We start from the raw sequence: 20,997 nt of genomic DNA on the forward strand, positions 1-20,997 counted from the left end.
CACTGAATATGAGTCGTAAACAACTGGCGCTATTCGAACCAACACTTGTCGTTCAGGCGCTGAAAGAAGCGGTAAAAAAATTAAACCCGCAGGCGCAATGGCGTAATCCAGTGATGTTTATCGTCTGGATCGGCAGTCTGTTAACCACCTTTATTAGCATTGCAATGGCAAGCGGCGCGATGCCTGGCAATGCGCTGTTTAGCGCGGCAATTAGCGCATGGCTGTGGGTCACCGTACTGTTCGCTAATTTCGCCGAGGCGCTGGCTGAAGGCCGCAGTAAAGCGCAGGCTAATAGTCTGAAAGGAGTGAAAAAAACCGCCTTTGCCCGCAAACTGCGCGAACCGAAATATGGCGCTGCGACAGACAAAGTTCCTGCCGATCAGCTGCGTAAAGGCGATATCGTGCTGGTAGAAGCGGGCGATATTATCCCCTGCGATGGCGAAGTTATTGAAGGTGGTGCATCGGTCGATGAAAGCGCCATCACTGGGGAATCGGCACCGGTGATCCGTGAATCCGGTGGCGATTTTGCCTCCGTCACTGGCGGCACGCGTATTCTTTCTGACTGGCTGGTGATTGAGTGCAGCGTTAACCCCGGCGAGACATTTCTGGATCGGATGATCGCGATGGTGGAAGGCGCACAGCGACGCAAAACGCCGAACGAGATTGCCCTGACCATCCTGCTGATTGCCCTGACTATCGTCTTTTTACTGGCAACCGCCACGCTGTGGCCGTTTTCCGCGTGGGGCGGTAATGCAGTCAGTGTAACGGTACTGGTGGCGCTGCTGGTCTGTCTGATTCCAACCACCATCGGTGGCCTGTTGTCAGCGATCGGCGTCGCCGGGATGAGTCGGATGCTGGGCGCGAATGTAATTGCCACCAGCGGGCGTGCAGTTGAAGCGGCGGGCGACGTGGACGTCCTGCTGCTGGATAAAACCGGTACCATCACCCTCGGTAACCGTCAGGCATCAGAGTTTATCCCTGCGCAGGGCGTAGAGGAAAAAACGCTGGCCGACGCAGCACAACTGGCTTCGCTGGCCGACGAAACGCCGGAAGGCCGCAGTATTGTGATCCTCGCCAAGCAGCGTTTTAACCTGCGCGAGCGCGATGTGCAGTCGCTTCACGCCACTTTTGTACCATTTACTGCGCAAAGTCGAATGAGCGGGATCAATATCGACAACCGTATGATCCGTAAAGGTTCTGTCGATGCCATTCGCCGCCATGTTGAGGCTAACGGTGGTCACTTCCCTGCCGATATCGATCAAAAAGTCGATCAGGTTGCGCGTCAGGGGGCCACGCCTCTGGTAGTGGTGGAAGGTTCCCGCGTGCTGGGCGTTATTGCACTGAAAGATATCGTCAAAGGCGGCATTAAAGAGCGCTTCGCCCAGCTGCGCCAAATGGGCATAAAAACGGTGATGATTACTGGCGATAACCGTCTGACTGCCGCCGCCATTGCTGCGGAAGCGGGCGTCGATGATTTTCTCGCTGAAGCGACACCGGAGGCCAAGCTGGCATTGATCCGTCAGTATCAGGCGGAAGGCCGTTTGGTGGCGATGACCGGCGACGGCACCAACGATGCTCCGGCGCTGGCGCAGGCAGATGTCGCGGTGGCGATGAACTCTGGTACTCAGGCGGCGAAAGAAGCGGGCAATATGGTGGATCTCGACTCTAACCCGACCAAGTTGATCGAGGTGGTGCATATTGGCAAACAGATGCTGATGACCCGTGGCTCGCTGACCACCTTCAGCATTGCCAACGATGTGGCGAAATACTTCGCCATTATTCCGGCGGCGTTCGCGGCAACGTATCCGCAGTTAAATGCGCTGAACATCATGCGCCTGCATTCGCCCGACTCCGCCATTCTCAGTGCGGTCATTTTCAACGCCTTGATTATCGTCTTTTTGATTCCCCTGGCGTTAAAAGGCGTGAGTTATAAACCGCTTACCGCTTCTGCCATGTTGCGCCGTAACTTATGGATTTACGGTCTGGGTGGGCTGCTGGTGCCGTTTATTGGTATCAAAGTCATTGATTTACTGCTGACCGTTTGCGGTCTGGTGTGAGGTTTACCATGAGTGGATTACGTCCGGCATTATCAACATTTCTCTTTTTGTTACTGATTACTGGCGGTGTTTACCCGCTGCTGACCACCGCGCTGGGGCAATGGTGGTTTCCCTGGCAGGCCAATGGTTCGTTGATTCGCGAAGGTGATACGGTGCGCGGCTCGGCATTAATCGGGCAGAATTTTACCGGCAACGGCTATTTTCATGGTCGCCCGTCGGCAACGGCAGAAATGCCCTATAATTCACAGGCTTCTGGCGGGAGCAATCTGGCGGTCAGTAACCCTGAGCTGGATAAACTAATAGCCGCACGCGTTGCTGCATTACGGGCCGCTAACCCGGATGCCAGCGCGAACGTTCCGGTTGAACTGGTGACGGCGTCGGCAAGCGGGCTGGACAATAACATCACCCCGCAAGCGGCGGCCTGGCAGATCCCACGCGTGGCGAAAGCGCGTAATCTCAGCGTTGAACAGCTCACGCAGCTGATCGCAAAATATAGCCAACAACCGCTGGTGAAATATATCGGCCAGCCGGTCGTCAACATTGTCGAACTCAATCTGGCGCTGGATAAGCTTGATGAATAACGAACCCTTACGTCCCGACCCCGATCGTCTGCTGGAACAAACTGCCGCGCCGCATCGGGGGAAGCTGAAAGTTTTTTTCGGTGCCTGTGCAGGCGTCGGGAAGACCTGGGCGATGCTGGCAGAAGCCCAGCGACTGCGGGCGCAAGGGCTGGATATTGTGGTTGGCGTGGTTGAAACTCACGGACGGAAAGATACCGCCGCAATGCTGGAAGGGCTGGCTGTTCTGCCGCTAAAACGCCAGGCGTACCGTGGGCGGCATATCAGCGAGTTTGATCTCGATGCCGCCCTCGCCCGCCGTCCGGCGCTGATCTTAATGGACGAACTGGCGCACAGTAATGCGCCAGGCTCTCGTCATCCTAAACGCTGGCAGGACATTGAAGAGCTGCTGGAAGCGGGCATTGATGTTTTCACTACCGTCAACGTTCAGCATCTGGAAAGCCTGAACGATGTGGTCAGCGGCGTCACCGGAATTCAGGTGCGGGAAACCGTGCCCGATCCCTTTTTTGATGCTGCCGACGACGTAGTGCTGGTGGACTTGCCCCCGGACGATCTGCGTCAACGGCTGAAAGAAGGCAAAGTCTATATTGCCGGGCAGGCGGAGCGCGCCATTGAACATTTTTTCCGCAAAGGCAATCTGATCGCCCTGCGCGAACTGGCACTGCGCCGTACTGCCGATCGCGTAGATGAACAAATGCGCGCCTGGCGGGGGCATCCTGGCGAAGAGAAAGTCTGGCACACGCGCGACGCGATCCTTTTATGCATTGGGCATAACACCGGCAGTGAGAAACTGGTCCGTGCAGCGGCGCGGCTGGCGTCACGCCTGGGAAGCGTCTGGCACGCAGTGTATGTTGAAACCCCTGCCCTGCACCGCTTACCGGAGAAAAAACGTCGGGCAATTCTCAGCGCCTTACGTCTGGCGCAGGAGCTGGGCGCGGAGACAGCAACACTTTCTGATCCGGCGGAAGAAAAAGCCGTAGTGCGTTATGCCCGTGAACATAATCTCGGCAAGATTATTCTCGGTCGCCCGGCCTCGCGCCGCTGGTGGCGTCGGGAAACGTTTGCTGACCGACTGGCGCGAATCGCCCCCGATCTCGATCAGGTGCTGGTCGCGCTTGATGAACCACCCGCCCGTACGATTAACAACGCGCCGGATAGCCGCTCTTTTAAAGACAAGTGGCGGGTACAGATTCAGGGATGCGTGGTTGCCGCCGCGTTATGCGCCGTTATCACCTTAATTGCCATGCAGTGGCTGATGGCGTTTGATGCCGCCAACCTGGTGATGCTGTATCTGCTTGGCGTGGTGGTGGTGGCGCTATTTTATGGACGCTGGCCTTCGGTGCTTGCTACCGTCATTAATGTGGTGAGTTTCGATCTCTTTTTTATCGCCCCACGCGGCACGCTCGCCGTCTCTGATGTGCAGTATCTGCTGACTTTCGCGGTGATGTTAACCGTCGGGCTGGTGATCGGGAACCTTACTGCTGGCGTGCGTTATCAGGCGCGGGTAGCCCGTTACCGCGAACAACGCACACGGCACTTATATGAAATGTCGAAAGCTCTGGCTGTGGGCCGCAGTCCGCAGGACATCGCCGCCACCAGCGAACAATTTATTGCTTCTACATTTCATGCCCGCAGCCAGGTGTTGTTGCCCGATGACAACGGTAAATTACAGCCGTTAACACATCCGCAAGGAATGACGCCGTGGGACGATGCCATCGCACAGTGGAGTTTTGATAAAGGCCTGCCTGCGGGCGCGGGCACCGATACGTTACCCGGTGTGCCATACCAGATTTTGCCGTTAAAAAGCGGTGAGAAAACCTACGGGCTGGTGGTGGTGGAACCGGGGAATCTGCGCCAGTTGATGATCCCGGAACAGCAACGCCTGCTGGAGACGTTCACGCTGTTAGTTGCCAATGCCCTGGAACGCCTGGCGCTGACCGCCAGCGAAGAACAGGCGCGGATGGCAAGCGAACGAGAACAGATCCGCAACGCCCTGCTGGCGGCGCTTTCGCATGATTTACGCACGCCGCTTACGGTGCTGTTCGGTCAGGCAGAAATCTTAACGCTCGATCTGGCAAGCGAAGGATCGCCTCACGCCCGCCAGGCCAGCGAGATTCGTCAGCATGTGCTGAACACGACCCGACTGGTGAATAATCTACTGGATATGGCGCGAATTCAGTCCGGCGGCTTTAATTTGAAGAAAGAGTGGTTAACGCTGGAAGAAGTGGTCGGCAGCGCGCTGAAAATGCTGGAACCGGGTTTATCCTCGCCCATCAATCTTTCTCTGCCAGAACCGCTGACCTTAATCCACGTTGACGGGCCACTCTTTGAACGGTTGCTGATTAATCTGCTGGAGAACGCGGTGAAATACGCGGGTACACAGGCCGAAATTGGTATCGATGCCCACGTTGAGGGCGAAAATCTACAACTGGATGTCTGGGATAACGGCCCCGGTCTTCCACAAGGCCTGGAGCAGGCGATATTCGATAAGTTTGCTCGCGGAAATAAAGAGTCGGCGGTGCCGGGTGTAGGGCTTGGGCTGGCAATTTGTCGGGCAATTGTGGATGTACACGGCGGCACCATTACCGCGTTCAACCGACCGCAAGGTGGTGCCTGTTTTCGTGTTACAATTCCCCAGCAAACTGCCCCTGAACTTGAAGAATTTCATGAGGATATGTGACAAACGTTCTGATTGTTGAAGATGAACAGGCTATTCGTCGCTTTCTGCGCACGGCGCTGGAGGGTGACGGTATGCGCGTTTTTGAAGCCGAAACGCTGCAACGGGGGCTGCTGGAAGCGGCGACTCGTAAGCCAGATTTGATTATTCTCGATCTCGGCCTGCCAGACGGTGATGGGATTGAGTTTATCCGCGACCTGCGCCAGTGGAGCGCGGTGCCGGTGATTGTGCTTTCCGCACGTAGCGAAGAGAGCGACAAAATCGCCGCGCTGGATGCCGGAGCGGATGATTACCTGAGTAAGCCATTTGGTATTGGCGAATTACAGGCCCGTCTGCGCGTTGCTTTACGCCGCCACTCTGCTACCACCGCGCCCGATCCGCTGGTGAAATTTTCTGATGTTACCGTCGATTTAGCCGCCCGCGTGATTCACCGCAGTGAGGAAGAGGTGCATCTCACCCCGATTGAATTCCGCCTGCTGGCGGTGCTGCTCAACAATGCCGGAAAAGTGCTCACCCAGCGCCAGCTTCTCAACCAGGTGTGGGGACCAAACGCGGTCGAACACAGCCACTATTTGCGTATTTATATGGGACATCTGCGACAAAAACTGGAGCAAGATCCCGCCCGCCCTCGCCATTTTATTACTGAAACCGGTATTGGGTATCGGTTTATGCTTTGAATGTTAATTTTAATATATCCTGTCTTTTATTAATTAAAGCCGTAATAATAAATACGGCTTTTTATCTTAAACAACACACAAAAATAACAATTCAATATTTTATATTACTGAGTGAAAAACTCATCATTAAATAAATTAAGGTTGATCATTTTTTATTGATCACCTTCACAGTTCAACCGTATTTTCTGGATAGAATACCTTCACCTTCATTCACATCAGGAAAGGTAAATTAAATGGAAAACAACAGCCGCACTATGCCCCATATAAGGCGGACAACCCATATTATGAAGTTTGCTCATCGTAATAGCTTCGACTTTCACTTCTTCAATGCCCGTTAGTCTGTCGACTAAGGGCACTTCAGCGTACAGGTCTTCCTGACTCTCTGTATTACAGGCATACGCCTGTATTCCGCAGTGCTCATTCTCTGTTAACCCTTATATTATCAGCCACCGGACTGGTAAGGGTTTCTGCATTCTGAAAAAAGCAATCTACTGATTTATTTATCAGCGGGGTAACTTTGCTTTTTTTCCGGCACGATCGATTTCTCATTCGAGAAATTGAGGACCTGCTATTACCTAAACTAAAGAGATGAAAAATGTCAAAATTAAAAATTGCGGTTAGTGATTCTTGCCCGGACTGTTTTACCACGCAGCGAGAATGTATCTATATTAATGAAAACAGTAATATCGATGTGGCGGCAATAGTTTTATCGATCAACGATGTTGCACGAGGAAAACTCGATGAAATCGATGCCACGGGTTATGGCATCCCGGTATTTATTGCTACTGAAGATAAAGAACGTGTACCCGCAGAGTATTTGCCCCGTATTTCGGGTGTATTTGAGAATTGCGAATCACGACGAGAATTTTATGGTCGTCAGTTAGAAACCGCAGCCAGCCATTATGAAACTCAACTGCGCCCGCCCTTCTTCCGCGCACTGGTCGATTATGTCAATCAGGGTAACAGCGCGTTTGATTGCCCCGGTCATCAGGGTGGCGAGTTTTTCCGTCGTCATCCGGCGGGGAATCAGTTTGTGGAATATTTTGGTGAGGCGCTGTTCCGTGCCGACTTGTGCAACGCAGACGTAGCGATGGGTGATCTGCTGATTCACGAAGGCGCGCCATGCATTGCACAGCAACATGCGGCAAAAGTGTTTAATGCCGATAAAACATACTTCGTTTTAAATGGTACTTCATCTTCTAACAAAGTGGTTTTAAACGCCCTGCTGACGCCGGGCGATCTGGTGTTGTTTGACCGCAATAACCATAAATCTAACCACCACGGTGCGTTGCTACAGGCTGGCGCGACACCGGTTTATCTGGAAACCGCACGTAACCCGTATGGTTTTATCGGTGGTATTGACGCTCACTGTTTTGAAGAAAGTTACCTGCGTGAGCTGATTACAGAAGTTGCACCGCAACGGGCAAAAGAAGCGCGTCCGTTCCGCCTCGCTGTAATTCAGTTAGGCACCTACGACGGTACTATTTATAACGCCCGCCAGGTGGTGGATAAAATCGGTCATCTGTGTGACTACATCCTGTTTGACTCAGCATGGGTCGGCTATGAACAGTTTATTCCGATGATGGCGGACTGTTCGCCACTGCTGCTGGATCTTAATGAGAACGATCCGGGTATTCTGGTTACGCAATCTGTGCATAAACAGCAGGCTGGTTTTTCCCAGACTTCACAAATTCATAAAAAAGACAGCCATATCAAAGGGCAACAGCGTTATGTACCGCACAAACGCATGAACAACGCCTTTATGATGCACGCCTCCACCAGCCCGTTCTATCCGCTGTTTGCCGCACTGGATATCAACGCCAAAATGCATGAAGGTGTCAGCGGTCGTAATATGTGGATGGATTGTGTGGTTAACGGTATTAATGCCCGCAAATTGATCCTCGATAACTGTCAGCACATTCGTCCGTTCGTTCCTGAACTGGTGGATGGTAAGCCCTGGCAGTCATATGAAACAGCGCAAATTGCGGTTGATCTGCGCTTCTTTAAATTTGTACCCGGTGAGCACTGGCATTCTTTTGAAGGTTACGCAGAGAACCAATACTTTGTCGATCCGTGCAAACTGTTGCTGACAACTCCTGGCATTGATGCACGTAACGGCGAATATGAAGCATTCGGTGTACCCGCGACGATTCTTGCTAACTTCCTGCGCGAAAATGGCGTAGTGCCGGAAAAATGCGATCTTAACTCCATCCTCTTCCTGCTGACTCCGGCAGAAGATATGGCCAAACTGCAGCAACTTGTTGCCCTGCTGGTACGCTTCGAAAAACTACTGGAAGCTGATGCGCCTCTGGCGGAAGTACTGCCTTCCATCTACAAACAGCATGAAGAGCGCTACGCCGGTTATACCCTGCGTCAGTTGTGCCAGGAAATGCATGATTTGTATGCCCGTCACAACGTGAAACAACTGCAAAAAGAGATGTTCCGTAAGGAGCACTTCCCACGCGTCAGCATGAATCCACAAGAAGCCAACTACGCCTACTTACGCGGTGAAGTGGAGCTGGTTCGTCTGCCGGATGCAGAAGGCTGTATCGCTGCCGAAGGTGCGCTTCCTTATCCTCCGGGTGTGCTGTGTGTTGTTCCGGGTGAAATCTGGGGTGGTGCTGTTCTGCGTTACTTCAGCGCTCTGGAAGAAGGGATCAACCTGCTGCCAGGTTTTGCACCGGAGCTGCAGGGTGTCTATATCGAAGAACATGATGGTCGTAAGCAAGTTTGGTGCTATGTCATCAAGCCTCGTGATGCGCAAAGCACCCTGCTGAAAGGGGAAAAATTATGAGTCAGGCTAAATCGAACAAGATGGGCGTCGTTCAGTTAACCATACTGACGATGGTCAACATGATGGGCTCCGGTATCATCATGCTGCCGACAAAGCTTGCCGAAGTTGGGACAATCTCAATTATCTCCTGGCTGGTGACAGCCGTAGGCTCAATGGCACTGGCGTGGGCATTCGCGAAATGCGGTATGTTCAGCCGTAAGGCAGGTGGTATGGGCGGTTATGCGGAGTATGCTTTCGGTAAATCCGGTAACTTTATGGCGAACTACACCTACGGTGTCTCGCTGCTGATTGCTAACGTCGCGATTGCTATTTCGGCGGTTGGTTACGGCACCGAATTGCTCGGCGCAAGTTTGTCACCAGTGCAGATTGGTCTTGCGACCATCGGGGTGCTGTGGATTTGTACCGTGGCTAACTTTGGTGGTGCGCGCATTACTGGGCAAATCAGTAGCATTACTGTGTGGGGGGTAATCATTCCGGTGGTCGGTCTGTGCATTATCGGCTGGTTCTGGTTTAGCCCGACGCTGTACGCTAACTCATGGAACCCTCATCATGTACCGTTCTTTAGCGCTGTAGGTTCCTCCATCGCCATGACGTTGTGGGCTTTCCTCGGTCTGGAGTCTGCCTGTGCCAACGCCGAAGTAGTGGAAAACCCTGAACGTAACGTGCCAATAGCAGTCCTTGGCGGTACGTTAGGTGCGGCAGTGATTTATATCGTCTCCACCAACGTGATTGCCGGGATTGTGCCCAATATGGAGCTGGCAAATTCAACGGCACCATTTGGCCTGGCCTTCGCACAGATGTTCACACCAGAAGTGGGTAAAGTCATTATGGCGCTGATGGTGATGTCCTGCTGCGGTTCACTGCTTGGCTGGCAGTTCACCATTGCCCAGGTGTTTAAATCTTCATCTGATGAAGGCTACTTCCCTAAAATTTTCTCCCGTGTGAGCAAAGTCGATGCACCAGTACAGGGAATGCTGACCATTGTCATCATCCAGAGCGGATTATCATTGATGACCATTAGCCCGTCGCTGAACAGTCAGTTCAACGTGCTGGTTAACCTGGCCGTTGTGACCAATATCATTCCGTATATCCTGTCGATGGCGGCATTAGTCATTATTCAGAAGGTCGCTAATGTGCCCCCCTCAAAAGCGAAAGTTGCAAACGTTGTTGCTTTTATTGGCGCGATGTACAGTTTCTATGCGCTGTACTCATCCGGGGAAGAAGCCATGCTGTACGGTTCCATCGTGACCTTCCTTGGTTGGACACTGTATGGTCTGGTATCACCACGCTTTGAACTGAAAAACAAACACGGTTAAAAAAGCGAAATAAAAAAGGGCGATTGAATGATCGCCCTTTCTGTTTGTTGACAAAGAGTTCGTTATTTATGCCGCATCCGGCAGGTGTAGGGTCCAAACGCGGTCGAACACAGCAACTATTTGCGTAATTATATGAGGCATTTGCGACAAAAACTGGAACAGGATCTCGTCCGCCCCGCCATTTCATTACTGAAACCGGTATTGGGTATCGGTTTATGCTTTGAAAAAAGTGGCAATGTATGGATAAAGTCATTTTTTATTCAAATATAAGGAACTTAATATTTAAAAAATGTCCCATACAATGCCTCATCATAAATGACACCGTAGCACACAAGGAGCAAGTAGCGATGCGTGAAGTGAGTCAGTTAGTAAATACTGAAGATTCAGCCTGGCCAATAATCCAGAATTGGTTAAAAGAAGCCACAAACCATGCCGAACTCTTACCGGTTAATAAAGATTTAGCCGAAACCGCACTTTATCAATTACAGGTTACAACAAAATCACCGATGGGTGCGCTTGTCTATGGCTCCGGAGGTCTGCTGATTGATAACGGTTGGTTACGCATAGCAGGCTCTGGTCACCCCCGGTTACCACGAGATCCAGCAAGTTGGACACAACGCCCTGAATTCGCAAGCGTGCGGGCTTTACCCATCGCCGATGATGTCGCAGGGGGAATTTTTGCTCTTAATGGTGGCGATCTTGGGGAGGATACTGGCTGCGTTTATTATTTTGCGCCAGATACGCTGAATTGGGAAAGTCTGGAGGTTGGATATTCTGAGTTTCTTCAGTGGGCATTATCCGGTGATTTAGATACCTTCTATGAAAATGTACGCTGGCCGCAATGGCAAGAAGACGTAATAAAATTATCGGCAACGGAAGCCTTCACTTTCTACCCTTTCTTATGGGTACAAAGTGAAGAAGCAAGAACAAGAAAAGTTATTTCGCTTACTGAACTCTGGGAAATGCAGTATCAAATGAAAGAAACAATCACGCAATAAGACATGTTCAGGTCCGGGTTTCATTCCCGGACTCGCTATTTTAATGTGTGTTTATCGCTTTCAATTCTTGCTGGCAATTTTCTGACTGACAGCGTCGCAACTCAATAATCCCGACATGCATCATCGAGCCAAAAAATCCGCTTTCGCTGACATAATCCTCATTAACTATCGGTCGAGTGCCGGGCTTACCCTGGCAAATCCTCATAAAAAATGAGGTGTAGCATTGCCATTCAGGATTTAAACCGGTCTTTTCTTGTGCTGACATATCATGAAGATAAGTAAGTTCTTTTTCGTTCCCGCCTGACAACTGCCAGCGGCGGGTATTATCAGGTAAGTTATCGCCACGGCAATTTGTCTTACACCGGGAAGGCGCAATATTTACCGCAATGCTACCCGTTAATCCTCTGGTTTTATCTTTAGGGGTCAGTAACCAGTCACCAGCTAATGATGATTGTTCAGGTTGGGCGCATGCTGTCAGCAGTAGTGTGGCGGTAATTAATGCCACTCTGACGACCAGACTCCTTTTGGTCTTCATTTTGAATTCCCTTGAGCTATTCAGTTTGTTGGCAAAGTACTCGTTGTTCATGCCGGATGCGGCGTGAACGCCTTATCCGTCCTACAAAATAGTGCAAACTCAATATATTGCACCATCTTCGTAGGCCTGATGAACGTAGCGTATCAGGCTATCATAAGTAAAAAGGGCGATCTTCCGATCGCCCTTTTTCTTATTTAATGTGTTTACGCGTTTTTCAGAACTTCGCTAACAATCTCAACCGCTTCTTTCTCGATCTGCTTGCGATGTTCTTCACCGAGGAAGCTTTCGCAGTAGATTTTGTATGCGTCTTCCGTGCCTGACGGACGCGCGGCGAACCAGCCGTTGTCAGTCATCACTTTCAGACCGCCAATAGAAGCACCGTTGCCCGGTGCCGCCGTCAGGCGCGCGGTGATCGGGTCACCTGCCAGGGTGCTGGCGCTCACCATTTCCGGAGACAGCTTAGACAGCGCCGCTTTTTGTGCGGAAGTCGCAGCTGCCTGCAAACGGTTGTAGCTCGGCGCACCAAAGCGTTTTGCCAGTTCGTTGTAGTGTTCCTGCGGGTTCTTACCGGTAACAGCAGTGATTTCCGCCGCCAGCAGACACATAATGATACCGTCTTTATCAGTAGACCACGGCGTGCCATCGAAACGCAGGAAGGAAGCCCCCGCGCTCTCTTCGCCGCCGAAGCCAAAGCTGCCGTCGAACAGACCATCCACAAACCATTTGAAACCTACCGGTACTTCTACCAGCTTACGGCCCAAATCGTTGACCACGCGGTCGATCATCGCAGAAGAAACCAGCGTTTTACCGACAGCAACATCTTTGCCCCACTGCGGACGATGCTGGAACAGGTAGTTGATCGCCACTGCCAGGTAATGGTTAGGATTCATCAAACCTGCCGGAGTGACGATACCGTGACGGTCATAATCCGGGTCGTTAGCAAATGCCAGATCGAACTTATCACGCAGTGCCAGCAGGCCCGCCATTGCACACTCGGAGGAACAGTCCATACGGATCGCGCCGTCTTTATCGAGGTGCATAAAGCGGAAGGTTTGATCGACCTGATCGTTAACGATGGTCAGGTTAAGGTTGTAATACTCGCCAATACGCTTCCAGTATTCGATACCGGAACCGCCCAGCGGATCAACGCCCAGCGTCAGGCCCGCTTTCTGAATCGCCGCCATATCAACGATATCGGCCAGACCTTCCACAAACGGCTGCACCAGATCCTGCTCTTTCACATGACCGGATGCCATCGCTTCGTCGAGGGAGATACGCTTCACACCTTTCAGGCCATCGGCCATCAGTGCGTTGGCCCTGTCTTCCACCACTTTGGTGACGTTAGTATCAGCCGGGCCACCATTTGGCGGATTGTACTTGATACCACCATCTTCCGGCGGGTTATGGGACGGTGTAATCACGATACCGTCTGCCAGCGGGCCACCTTTTTTATTGTGAACCAGGATGGCATTGGAAACGGCAGGCGTCGGAGTGAAGCCATTGTTTTCCTGCACAATAACATCTACGCCGTTCGCTGCCAGCACTTCCAGTACGGAAATGAACGCAGGCTCGGACAGGGCGTGAGTATCTTTACCCACATAGCAAGGGCCAGTGATGCCGTTTTTCGCACGTTCTTCAGCAATTGCCTGAGCGATCGCCAGAATATGCGGCTCGTTAAAGCTGTGGCGCGCTGCACTGCCACGGTGACCGGAAGTACCGAATTTCACCGCGTGCTCCGCATTCCCTGCTTCAGGTTTCAGTACATAATATTGCGCCGTCAGTTGGGCGACGTTAATCAAATCACTCTGTTGTGCAGGTTGGCCTGCACGATTGTGGATTGCCATTGCTTTGTCCTTTGTCTGCAACGTTTTAGATAGTTCCGCAAACCTTCTCAATCAATTCCGCCGGGAATTGCATCGACTGCATGATGTGTTCGATCATGCTGCATTTACGGCCGGTGTTGGTGTTGGTGATCACCCAATACGGCGTGCCTGGCACATGTTTCGGCTTGGTCTGATTACCATTTTTCAGCAGCGTTTGTTCATCTGCCGCAAAGTAAACACGTGTACGACCGTGCAACGATTCCGTGGCCTCGGCAAACGCCTGGGCGTCAAGAGAATATAGTGTAGACAACAGCAGCATGAAGCGATTGACCGCTCGCTTTTGCTCTGCGTATTCATCCGAAAGCAAAAGTTCACGCATTGCGCGAACCTTGTCTTTAATCGTTTTGACCGGCTTCGCTTCGACGATAGCAGGTGACGCAACGCGAACCTCTTTCGTCACCGGAGCAGCAGGCTGTGATGCGGCGGAAAATTTCAACATACGCCGTAAAATGTCGGATGCGCTCTCGCCGATATGCTTAGTGTGGCTGGCAATATAGCTGTAGAGTTCATCATCAACTTCAATCGTTTTCATCTTAATCCAGTGCAGTGTCTTAGCTGAATACAAGTCGCCAGGAGTATATGAATAAATCCCGGCAGCGGATAGCGTCAAGCCTGGCTTGCAGAAAAACTCGGATTAAACCTTATTTGTTGCAGCCCTGTGGCACAATGGTCAACATAATACCCTAACCCGACAACGCGAAAAAAAGAACTTTGCCATGAAATTGAATATCCGCGCGCAAACTGCACAAAACCAGCACAATAATTCTCCCATCGTTCTTGTCCATGGTCTGTTTGGCAGCCTCGACAACCTTGGCGTACTGGCTCGCGATCTGGTAAACGATCACAATATCATCCAGGTTGATATGCGTAACCACGGTCTTTCACCGAGAGATCCGGTGATGAATTACCCGGCGATGGCGCAGGATCTTGTTGATACCCTGGATGCACTGCAGATCGATAAAGCGACATTTATTGGACACTCAATGGGCGGCAAAGCGGTGATGGCACTGACTGCACTGGCCCCCGATCGCATCGATAAACTGGTGGCGATTGATATCGCGCCGGTCGACTATCACGTACGCCGTCATGATGAAATTTTCGCGGCTATCAACGCAGTCAGTGAATCCGATGCGCAAACTCGCCAGCAAGCAGCGGCAGTAATGCGCCAGCATCTTAATGAAGAAGGGGTGATTCAGTTTCTGTTGAAATCTTTTGTTGACGGGGAGTGGCGCTTTAACGTGCCGGTATTGTGGGATCAGTATCCGCATATTGTGGGTTGGGAGAAAATCCCGGCATGGGATCACCCTGCCCTGTTTATCCCTGGTGGCAATTCTCCGTATGTTAGCGAGCAGTATCGTGATGATTTACTGACACAATTTCCACAGGCACGAGCGCATGTGATTGCTGGCGCGGGTCACTGGGTCCATGCTGAAAAACCGGATGCGGTATTACGCGCTATCCGTCGCTATCTCAATGATTAACGTAACTGATTAAAAACCCAGCGTCCGCGTCGCTTTCCGCGCGTGGGCGTTGGCGTGACTCATCGCGCTGATGTATTATGGCGCGCTATCCATCCGGGCAGGCGCCTGGCTGATTGTTTCCCCCGAAGTCACCAAGATCATGGCCAAAGAACAAACGGACCGTACGACATTAGATCTGTTCGCGCACGAGCGTCGACCGGGACGACCGAAAACTAATCCGCTTTCGCGCGATGAACAGCTGCGTATTAATAAACGCAACCAGCTAAAACGCGACAAAGTACGTGGCCTTAAGCGTGTCGAACTGAAGCTGAACGCGGAAGCTGTCGAGGCGCTGAACGAGCTGGCGGAATCGCGCAATATGAGCCGTAGCGAACTGATCGAAGAGATGTTAATGCAGCAACTGGCGGCGCTGCGTAGTCAGGGCATCGTTTAAATTTCCACTTTCATGTAGCACAGTGTGCAGTCCTGCTCGTTTGCTGATTCCGCAAGACTGCCTGTTCTGCTATGATTGCCTTTATCCGTGGGCAATTTTCCACCCCCATTTCAATAAGTTTCAAGAGGTTATTTCACTCATGGCTATCACTGGCATCTTTTTCGGCAGCGACACCGGTAATACCGAAAATATCGCAAAAATGATTCAAAAACAGCTTGGTAAAGACGTTGCCGATGTCCATGACATTGCAAAAAGCAGCAAAGAAGATCTGGAAGCATATGACATTCTGCTGCTGGGCATCCCAACCTGGTATTACGGCGAAGCGCAGTGTGACTGGGATGACTTCTTCCCGACTCTCGAAGAGATTGATTTCAATGGCAAACTGGTTGCGCTGTTTGGTTGTGGTGACCAGGAAGATTACGCTGAATACTTCTGTGACGCATTGGGCACCATCCGCGACATCATTGAACCGCGCGGTGCAACCATCGTTGGTCACTGGCCAACTGCGGGCTACCATTTCGAAGCATCAAAAGGTCTGGCAGATGACGACCACTTTGTCGGTCTGGCTATCGACGAAGACCGTCAGCCGGAACTGACCGCTGAACGTGTAGAAAAATGGGTTAAACAGATTTCTGAAGAATTGCATCTCGACGAAATTCTCAATGCCTGATGTGATGCGGCGTAGACTCATGTCTACGCCGTATTAATAGATAATGCCAATCAAAATAATTGCTACAAATTTGTAACTTTTGCTGTTGTACCTGTACAATGTCCCGGTGTTCAAGTGGCCTTGCCGTTGTAAATGTAAGCTTAGCCACGTTTTTATTAACAATATTTGCCAGGGACTTGTGGTTTTCATTTAGGCGTGGCAATTCTATAATGATACGCATTATCTCAAGAGCAAATTCTGTCACTTCTCCTAATGAAGTGAACCGCTTAGTAACAGGACAGATTCCGCATGACTGATAACAATACCGCCCTAAAGAAAGCTGGCCTGAAAGTAACGCTTCCTCGTTTAAAAATCCTGGAAGTTCTTCAGGAGCCGGACAACCATCACGTCAGTGCGGAAGATTTATACAAACGTCTGATCGATATGGGTGAAGAAATTGGTCTGGCTACGGTATATCGCGTACTGAACCAGTTTGACGACGCTGGTATCGTCACCCGCCACAATTTTGAAGGCGGTAAATCCGTATTTGAACTGACACAGCAACATCACCACGATCACCTGATCTGCCTCGACTGCGGCAAGGTTATCGAATTTAGTGATGATTCCATCGAAGCGCGTCAGCGTGAAATTGCCGCAAAACATGGCATTCGCCTGACTAACCACAGTCTCTATCTTTACGGTCACTGTGCCGAAGGCGATTGCCGCGAAGATGAGCACGCGCACGAAGGCAAATAAGCCAGTCTGAACGAGAAAAGCCAACCTGCGGGTTGGCTTTTTTATGCAAGGGAAATAAGAAAAGCGAGAGTTACAGCTCTCACTTATTTGTTATTGCTGCGAATTTCCTGCCAGACCTTATCACAATCGGTTTTCACTGCCTGGTCATTTCCGGTTTGCGTTGCACGCAGACACTGCTGATAATCCAGTACGCGTACACTTTCCTGGTCGGCAAACTGCTGATGTTGTTTCTCTTTCTTCAGCACGTTTAACACGCTCTGGCAGGCTTCAATTTTTTCCGGCGAACCTTGTGCGGTGTTGATACAGGCGCTGTATGCCTCTTTCAGACGACTGTCTTTCTGTGGCGCGGTTGATTGTGCACAAGCCACCAGCCCCGATGCCATCATGGCGATGAGAATCAGTTTTTTCATTGCAAATTCCTCAAACGTGCGGCAGGCACAAAACCTGCCGCGTCGGGCATCAGAAGATGGTGAATGGTGCGATTACCATGAATTTCACGTCGCGCTCATCCTGGAAGATGTTACCGTAACCACCGCCCCAGCTTGGGATGTCGGAGTGGTTGTCGTATTCGGTGAAGTGCAGTTTGAACATCGTGCCTTTAGCACGACCGTCCTGAATGGTGTAGACCGCATCCAGGCTGTATGCAGACTCTTCAATAGTCCGGTTCTTGTCGTAGTACGCATCCGGATTGCTCTGCCAGGTAGCGGGTTTAGCATCCCATGCGTAAACGTAGGAAGCGCCGATGGCGAAGCCTGGAAGATTCCAGTTTTTCAGGTCATACATCGCACCGAAGAAGACCGCTTTTTCGCCGTTGGCGTTGAAGTCAGAACGGTTATCCCACCAGATATCCAGGCGACCGTTCGAGGAAGCGTAGGTTGGAGTCATACGTTGCAGGAAGTATCCCTGCTGGCCGTCGGCTTTAACCCAGGTGCCTTCCAGACGCAAATCCACTACGTCAGCCGCCCGGTAACCAAAGGTCAACGCCTGCAGCCAGGCAGTGCCGTCGTAAAGGTCGTTGACGCTGCGATCGTCAACTTTATCGCGCGTACCGTAGAACTGGTAGCTGGTGGTTAACGGGCTACCGGCGATATCAAATTTATAGCTGGCTTTGGCAAAATACTGATCAATATACCCTTCCGCCTGACCAAACGCCGCTTCCAGTACGAAGTTATTTTTGAAGTCGTACTTCGCCCCAAGGGAGTGTAGATAATCAACTTTGGTGGTTTTATCGTTCTGATAAAACTCATCCATTTCCAGATGCCACGGCGCTTTATATTCGTTGGTCCACATGTAGGAGAAACTCAACGCACCAGCATCGCCGTAATCAAAATTCGCCCCCGCTTCCGCCCCCTGATAAGTACCCGGCATAAAGCTCCAGTGCGGCGCTAACAGCGTCTGACCGGTTGGCTGAATATAACCTGCCCGCGCCCACACCGGACCGTATTTAAATTTGGCCGCTGCTTTATACAGGCTTATACCGCTTTTATCGCCGGACCAGTCTTCGTCATAGGCTTTATTGCTTTTTGAAAACGCGATTTCATTCGGGTGAGAGCTGTCACCGTTTTCCGCCATTTCAATCGCCGTAAACGCCGCAATATCAAGGCCGAACATATCAGCAGCATAACCAGACTGAAAATCGAGGTTAGCGTTCCAGGTGGAGTGAGAAAGGTTGGTTTTGTATTTGTCGCCGTCGGTAACATCTTTACGGTCGCGTTCACGCTGCCAGTAATAGATACCGCCGGTTAAGGTTGAATCGTCGATGAATCCTTCGGCGCGAGCCTCCGGCATTGCCATAAAGCCCGACATTGCTGTAACACCGGCGATAGCCAGCGCCAGCGTACTACGTTTGCCACTAAACGTACGCATGGGTTAATCCTCTTTGACGTATAAATTGCTGCACCAAAGGTGAACAGCGAAAAAAATAAAAATTAAAAAAGTAGCGTTGAGAAAAGTCTCGCTGACTACAGGAACAGACTATTTTTCGCGACGCGAATTATCAATCTCTTTCTGTAACCAGAATGTAAGAACATGAGCAACCGCACATATTTTGATGATTTTTGTTACAAGGCTTAAGTTGTAGTTGAAAGGTGTGTTGAAGAAAAAATGCGTGAATTTCCAGCAAGATGAAAGCGCTTACATTTTATTTAATTATGATTTGTAATTTTAAATTTGCTTTATGAATAAATTACGAAGCGGAATTAATTCGCGAAGAAAAGCAGAAAAAAAACGCCGCGGAGCGCGGCGTTTGGGTTTGTTTGCTATTTCTTGCCGGATGCGGCGTGAACGCCTTATCCGGCCTACAAAAGCACGCAAATTCAATATATGGCAGAGATCATGTAGGCCTGATAAGCGTAGCGCATCAGGCAATTTAGCGTTTGAAACTGTTTCTATGTTTCTTGCCGGATGTGGCGTAAATGCCTCACCCGGCCTGGTAGAACTTAAAACTACTCGCCTACTTTCGCCCAGGTATCACGCAGCCCAACGGTGCGGTTAAATACCGGTTTTTCCGCCGTAGAATGGCGGCTGTCGAGGCAGAAGTAACCCTCACGCTCAAACTGGAATGCTTTACCCGCAACCGCGTCTTTCAGCGACGGTTCAGCAAAGCCCTGTTTGATCACCAGCGATTCCGGGTTAATCACCGACAGGAAATCATCCGCAGCACCTGGGTTCGGCACGCTGAACAGACGATCGTACAGGCGGATTTCAACCGGCAGCGCATGTGCCGCGCTCACCCAGTGAATAACGCCTTTCACTTTACGACCATCTGCCGGATCTTTGCTTAAGGTGTCAGCATCATAAGTACAGAAGATGGTGGTGATATTGCCTTCGGCATCTTTCTCCACGCGCTCTGCCTTAATAACGTAAGCATTACGCAGACGCACTTCTTTACCCAGCACCAGACGCTTGTACTGCTTGTTAGCTTCTTCGCGAAAATCAGCGCGATCGATCCAAATCTCACCGCTGAATGGCACCTGACGGCTGCCCATTTCAGGTTTGTTCGGATGGTTCGGCATGGTGACCATTTCGCCTTCGCCCTGATAGTTTTCGATAACCAGTTTCACCGGATCGATAACCGCCATTGCGCGCGGAGCATTTTCATTGAGATCTTCACGGATGCAGGATTCCAGCGACGCCATCTCAATGGTGTTGTCCTGCTTGGTCACGCCAATGCGTTTGCAGAACTCACGAATAGAAGCCGCAGTGTAACCACGACGACGCAGACCGGAAATGGTCGGCATACGCGGATCATCCCAGCCTTCAACGTGCTTGTCGGTCACCAGCAGGTTCAGCTTACGCTTGGACATCACGGTGTATTCCAGATTCAGGCGCGAGAATTCGTACTGGCGCGGATGAACAGGAATGGTGATGTTGTCCAGTACCCAGTCATACAGACGACGGTTATCCTGGAACTCCAGCGTACACAGAGAGTGTGTAATACCTTCCAGCGCATCGCTGATGCAGTGGGTGAAGTCGTACATCGGGTAGATGCACCACTTGTTACCGGTCTGGTGGTGTTCAGCAAACTTAATGCGGTACAGCACCGGATCGCGCATCACGATAAACGGCGAAGCCATGTCGATTTTCGCGCGCAGGCAGGCTTTACCTTCTTCAAAACCGCCGGTACGCATTTTCTCGAACAGCGCCAGGTTCTCTTCAACGCTGCGGTCGCGGTACGGGCTGTTTTTACCCGGCTGAGTCAGGGTGCCACGATATTCGCGGATCTGTTCCGGCGTCAGCTCATCAACATACGCCAGACCTTTATTGATCAGTTCAACAGCATAGGCGTGAAGCTGATCAAAATAATCGGAGGAGTAACGGACGTTACCAGACCAGTGAAAACCTAACCACTCAACGTCGTTTTTGATCGACTCAACGTACTCGATATCTTCTTTTACCGGGTTAGTGTCGTCGAAACGCAGGTTGCACTGGCCTTTATAGTCCTGGGCGATCCCGAAGTTCAGGCAGATAGATTTCGCATGGCCAATATGCAGATAGCCATTCGGCTCCGGCGGGAAACGGGTGTGTACTGTGGTGTGCTTACCACTGGCCAGATCTTCATCGATGATCTGACGGATAAAGTTAGTCGGGCGGGCTTCTGCCTCACTCATCGTGGATTCCTCAAAGCGTAAACAACGTATAACGGCGTATGATCTTATAAGCGG

At 51.1% G+C, this 20,997-nt stretch carries 19 protein-coding genes and 1 pseudogene; 14 read left to right on the forward strand and 6 right to left on the reverse strand.

Annotation, left to right across the window (positions count from 1 at the left end; genetic code table 11):
• Positions 1–8: 8 nt before the first annotated feature.
• The 9 genes and pseudogenes from kdpB to FQ015_RS23630 all read left to right on the forward strand — a co-directional run bounded on the left by kdpB (position 9) and on the right by FQ015_RS23630 (position 11,097).
• A complete protein-coding gene (kdpB, locus tag FQ015_RS23595) occupies positions 9–2,057 on the forward strand; it encodes a potassium-transporting ATPase subunit KdpB (RefSeq protein ID WP_039021223.1) in 2,049 nt (682 codons plus the stop codon).
• Between the two features lie 8 nt (positions 2,058–2,065).
• Positions 2,066–2,638 carry a K(+)-transporting ATPase subunit C gene (gene kdpC, locus FQ015_RS23600; RefSeq protein WP_039021222.1) on the forward strand — a complete coding sequence of 191 codons (573 nt, stop codon included), beginning with the start codon at positions 2,066–2,068 and terminating at the stop codon, positions 2,636–2,638.
• Positions 2,631–5,315 (forward strand): two-component system sensor histidine kinase KdpD, encoded by a 2,685-nt coding sequence (gene kdpD / locus FQ015_RS23605; RefSeq protein ID WP_039021221.1) that lies wholly within the window; start codon positions 2,631–2,633, stop codon positions 5,313–5,315. Before kdpC ends, kdpD begins: the two co-directional genes overlap by 8 nt.
• Positions 5,312–5,989, forward strand: coding sequence for a two-component system response regulator KdpE (gene kdpE / locus FQ015_RS23610; protein ID WP_039021220.1), 678 nt, complete (start codon positions 5,312–5,314; stop codon positions 5,987–5,989). The genes kdpD and kdpE overlap by 4 nt, the downstream gene beginning before the upstream one ends.
• Positions 5,990–6,222: 233 nt before the next feature.
• Positions 6,223–6,327 carry a leader peptide SpeFL gene (locus FQ015_RS24465; RefSeq protein ID WP_211180488.1) on the forward strand — a complete coding sequence of 35 codons (105 nt, stop codon included), beginning with the start codon at positions 6,223–6,225 and terminating at the stop codon, positions 6,325–6,327.
• 257 nt (positions 6,328–6,584) lie between these two features.
• Positions 6,585–8,783 (forward strand): ornithine decarboxylase SpeF, encoded by a 2,199-nt coding sequence (gene speF / locus FQ015_RS23615; protein WP_160524571.1) that lies wholly within the window; start codon positions 6,585–6,587, stop codon positions 8,781–8,783.
• A complete protein-coding gene (potE, locus tag FQ015_RS23620; RefSeq protein WP_115739581.1) occupies positions 8,780–10,099 on the forward strand; it encodes a putrescine-ornithine antiporter in 1,320 nt (439 codons plus the stop codon). Before speF ends, potE begins: the two co-directional genes overlap by 4 nt.
• A 90-nt stretch (positions 10,100–10,189) precedes the next feature.
• A pseudogene (locus tag FQ015_RS24470) lies at positions 10,190–10,323 on the forward strand (winged helix-turn-helix domain-containing protein); the annotation flags it as partial.
• Between the two features lie 123 nt (positions 10,324–10,446).
• Positions 10,447–11,097, forward strand: coding sequence for a DUF2625 domain-containing protein (locus FQ015_RS23630; RefSeq protein ID WP_001209504.1), 651 nt, complete (start codon positions 10,447–10,449; stop codon positions 11,095–11,097).
• Positions 11,098–11,137: 40 nt separating this feature from the next.
• Here FQ015_RS23630 and FQ015_RS23635 read toward each other — a convergent pair whose 3' ends face one another.
• The 3 genes from FQ015_RS23635 to seqA form a co-directional block, all read right to left on the reverse strand.
• Complete coding sequence (locus FQ015_RS23635; protein ID WP_024218660.1) at positions 11,138–11,632, reverse strand: hypothetical protein; 495 nt, start codon at positions 11,630–11,632, stop codon at positions 11,138–11,140.
• Positions 11,633–11,835: 203 nt separating this feature from the next.
• A complete protein-coding gene (gene pgm / locus FQ015_RS23640; RefSeq protein WP_001295675.1) occupies positions 11,836–13,476 on the reverse strand; it encodes a phosphoglucomutase (alpha-D-glucose-1,6-bisphosphate-dependent) in 1,641 nt (546 codons plus the stop codon).
• A gap of 25 nt (positions 13,477–13,501) precedes the next feature.
• Positions 13,502–14,047, reverse strand: a complete 546-nt coding sequence (seqA, locus tag FQ015_RS23645) for a replication initiation negative regulator SeqA (protein WP_000848387.1) — start codon at positions 14,045–14,047, stop codon at positions 13,502–13,504.
• Between the two features lie 184 nt (positions 14,048–14,231).
• Here seqA and ybfF point away from each other — a divergent pair, with 184 nt between their 5' ends.
• From ybfF to fur, 5 genes are all read left to right on the forward strand, one after another.
• A complete protein-coding gene (gene ybfF / locus FQ015_RS23650; protein WP_105271851.1) occupies positions 14,232–14,996 on the forward strand; it encodes an esterase in 765 nt (254 codons plus the stop codon).
• Positions 14,997–15,135: 139 nt separating this feature from the next.
• Positions 15,136–15,429 (forward strand): LexA regulated protein, encoded by a 294-nt coding sequence (gene ybfE, locus FQ015_RS23655; RefSeq protein WP_001300829.1) that lies wholly within the window; start codon positions 15,136–15,138, stop codon positions 15,427–15,429.
• Positions 15,430–15,568: 139 nt separating this feature from the next.
• A complete protein-coding gene (gene fldA, locus FQ015_RS23660; protein ID WP_001018618.1) occupies positions 15,569–16,099 on the forward strand; it encodes a flavodoxin FldA in 531 nt (176 codons plus the stop codon).
• A gap of 209 nt (positions 16,100–16,308) precedes the next feature.
• Positions 16,309–16,395 carry a fur leader peptide gene (uof, locus tag FQ015_RS23665; protein WP_001695552.1) on the forward strand — a complete coding sequence of 29 codons (87 nt, stop codon included), beginning with the start codon at positions 16,309–16,311 and terminating at the stop codon, positions 16,393–16,395.
• Positions 16,388–16,834: a ferric iron uptake transcriptional regulator gene (fur, locus tag FQ015_RS23670; protein ID WP_000131702.1), complete on the forward strand. Its 447-nt coding sequence runs from the start codon at positions 16,388–16,390 to the stop codon at positions 16,832–16,834. The genes uof and fur overlap by 8 nt, the downstream gene beginning before the upstream one ends.
• An 83-nt stretch (positions 16,835–16,917) precedes the next feature.
• Here fur and chiQ read toward each other — a convergent pair whose 3' ends face one another.
• From chiQ to glnS, 3 genes are all read right to left on the reverse strand, one after another.
• Positions 16,918–17,244: a ChiQ/YbfN family lipoprotein gene (gene chiQ, locus FQ015_RS23675; protein WP_160524572.1), complete on the reverse strand. Its 327-nt coding sequence runs from the start codon at positions 17,242–17,244 to the stop codon at positions 16,918–16,920.
• 49 nt (positions 17,245–17,293) lie between these two features.
• A complete protein-coding gene (gene chiP, locus FQ015_RS23680) occupies positions 17,294–18,700 on the reverse strand; it encodes a chitoporin ChiP (RefSeq protein WP_001258839.1) in 1,407 nt (468 codons plus the stop codon).
• 578 nt (positions 18,701–19,278) lie between these two features.
• A complete protein-coding gene (gene glnS, locus FQ015_RS23685; protein ID WP_001287172.1) occupies positions 19,279–20,943 on the reverse strand; it encodes a glutamine--tRNA ligase in 1,665 nt (554 codons plus the stop codon).
• Positions 20,944–20,997 lie beyond the last annotated feature (54 nt).

It is taken from the genome of Escherichia sp. HH26CH (assembly GCF_009820205.1).
Classification (GTDB): Bacteria; Pseudomonadota; Gammaproteobacteria; order Enterobacterales; family Enterobacteriaceae; genus Escherichia; species Escherichia coli_F.

Excerpts from the sequence above, each read along its gene's own strand:
- fldA (WP_001018618.1), top strand. The coding sequence starts at position 15,569 with ATGGCTATCACTGGCATCTTTTTCGGCAGCGACACCGGTAATACCGAA.
- potE (WP_115739581.1), top strand. The coding sequence starts at position 8,780 with ATGAGTCAGGCTAAATCGAACAAGATGGGCGTCGTTCAGTTAACCATA.
- uof (WP_001695552.1), top strand. The coding sequence starts at position 16,309 with ATGATACGCATTATCTCAAGAGCAAATTCTGTCACTTCTCCTAATGAA.
- FQ015_RS23635 (WP_024218660.1), bottom strand. The coding sequence starts at position 11,632 with ATGAAGACCAAAAGGAGTCTGGTCGTCAGAGTGGCATTAATTACCGCC.
- FQ015_RS23630 (WP_001209504.1), top strand. The coding sequence starts at position 10,447 with ATGCGTGAAGTGAGTCAGTTAGTAAATACTGAAGATTCAGCCTGGCCA.
- kdpB (WP_039021223.1), top strand. The coding sequence starts at position 9 with ATGAGTCGTAAACAACTGGCGCTATTCGAACCAACACTTGTCGTTCAG.
- seqA (WP_000848387.1), bottom strand. The coding sequence starts at position 14,047 with ATGAAAACGATTGAAGTTGATGATGAACTCTACAGCTATATTGCCAGC.
- pgm (WP_001295675.1), bottom strand. The coding sequence starts at position 13,476 with ATGGCAATCCACAATCGTGCAGGCCAACCTGCACAACAGAGTGATTTG.
- ybfE (WP_001300829.1), top strand. The coding sequence starts at position 15,136 with ATGGCCAAAGAACAAACGGACCGTACGACATTAGATCTGTTCGCGCAC.
- kdpC (WP_039021222.1), top strand. The coding sequence starts at position 2,066 with ATGAGTGGATTACGTCCGGCATTATCAACATTTCTCTTTTTGTTACTG.
- FQ015_RS24465 (WP_211180488.1), top strand. The coding sequence starts at position 6,223 with ATGGAAAACAACAGCCGCACTATGCCCCATATAAGGCGGACAACCCAT.
- chiP (WP_001258839.1), bottom strand. The coding sequence starts at position 18,700 with ATGCGTACGTTTAGTGGCAAACGTAGTACGCTGGCGCTGGCTATCGCC.
- kdpD (WP_039021221.1), top strand. The coding sequence starts at position 2,631 with ATGAATAACGAACCCTTACGTCCCGACCCCGATCGTCTGCTGGAACAA.
- glnS (WP_001287172.1), bottom strand. The coding sequence starts at position 20,943 with ATGAGTGAGGCAGAAGCCCGCCCGACTAACTTTATCCGTCAGATCATC.
- fur (WP_000131702.1), top strand. The coding sequence starts at position 16,388 with ATGACTGATAACAATACCGCCCTAAAGAAAGCTGGCCTGAAAGTAACG.
- chiQ (WP_160524572.1), bottom strand. The coding sequence starts at position 17,244 with ATGAAAAAACTGATTCTCATCGCCATGATGGCATCGGGGCTGGTGGCT.
- ybfF (WP_105271851.1), top strand. The coding sequence starts at position 14,232 with ATGAAATTGAATATCCGCGCGCAAACTGCACAAAACCAGCACAATAAT.
- speF (WP_160524571.1), top strand. The coding sequence starts at position 6,585 with ATGTCAAAATTAAAAATTGCGGTTAGTGATTCTTGCCCGGACTGTTTT.